1 protein-coding gene and 1 pseudogene are annotated in these 635 nt (G+C 55.7%); both read right to left on the bottom strand.

Annotated elements, in window-relative coordinates; all coding sequences use genetic code 11:
* A pseudogene (locus ABLU80_RS13515) lies at positions 1-286 on the bottom strand (hypothetical protein); the annotation flags it as partial.
* A partial coding sequence (locus ABLU80_RS13510) for a DUF3304 domain-containing protein (RefSeq protein WP_348850081.1) occupies positions 259-635 on the bottom strand: 377 nt, incomplete at its 5' end. The pseudogene ABLU80_RS13515 and the gene ABLU80_RS13510, both read right to left, overlap by 28 nt.

Below are 635 nucleotides of genomic sequence, written 5' to 3'. Positions count from 1 at the left end.
CCAGGTACTGCCTGGCGTAGTTGCCTTCGGTCTGCGTTCTGCTCGCCGGCAGGCGCCCGCGCTCGTTGTATTCGGTTTTCTGCTGCGTGGAGTTATCCGCGGGCTTTTTGTCATCCGGCCCGGGAAACTTTGGCGGTAAGCTGGCCGCTTCTGCGGTGGACGTTTTGACCGCGACCGGGGTGGCACCGGTCTGGAAGGCCGCAATAAGCGCCTTCAGGGCATTCAGGGCATTCAGGGCATTCAGGGCATTCAGGGCATTCAGCGTGGAGTCTGCGGCGTCGGACATACGATATTCTCCTTAATGTGGTTATAAAGTATATTTTGTGCTTTTTTATTTCCGTCAGGCTCAGGGGGTATCGGATATTCAGAGGCTGCACGACCGTAGCAGGAACGGACTATCCGCACCTTATCGCAGGGAAAAATATGTACATCAAAGCCACATCCCTGGCCTTTTTCCCAGCGCTCAATCGGCACGGTAATTGGCCCATGGCGCTGATAGTATTGCGAATAATTGTCAGGCATATTGCTGGATTTCATCCAGGAGTTAGGATCGGAGGTCCAGGTGATTTTTGCCGTTAATCCCGGGCGCCAGACATCTGGCACCATCACGCAGCAGAAGCCGCCGCCGCCGCCGT

This window comes from Klebsiella sp. CN_Kp104, from assembly GCF_040064515.1.
In the GTDB taxonomy this organism is placed as follows: domain Bacteria; phylum Pseudomonadota; class Gammaproteobacteria; order Enterobacterales; family Enterobacteriaceae; genus Klebsiella; species Klebsiella aerogenes.
The sequence above is the reverse complement of the archived record's forward strand: the minus strand, read 5'-3'. Positions and strand labels throughout refer to the sequence as shown.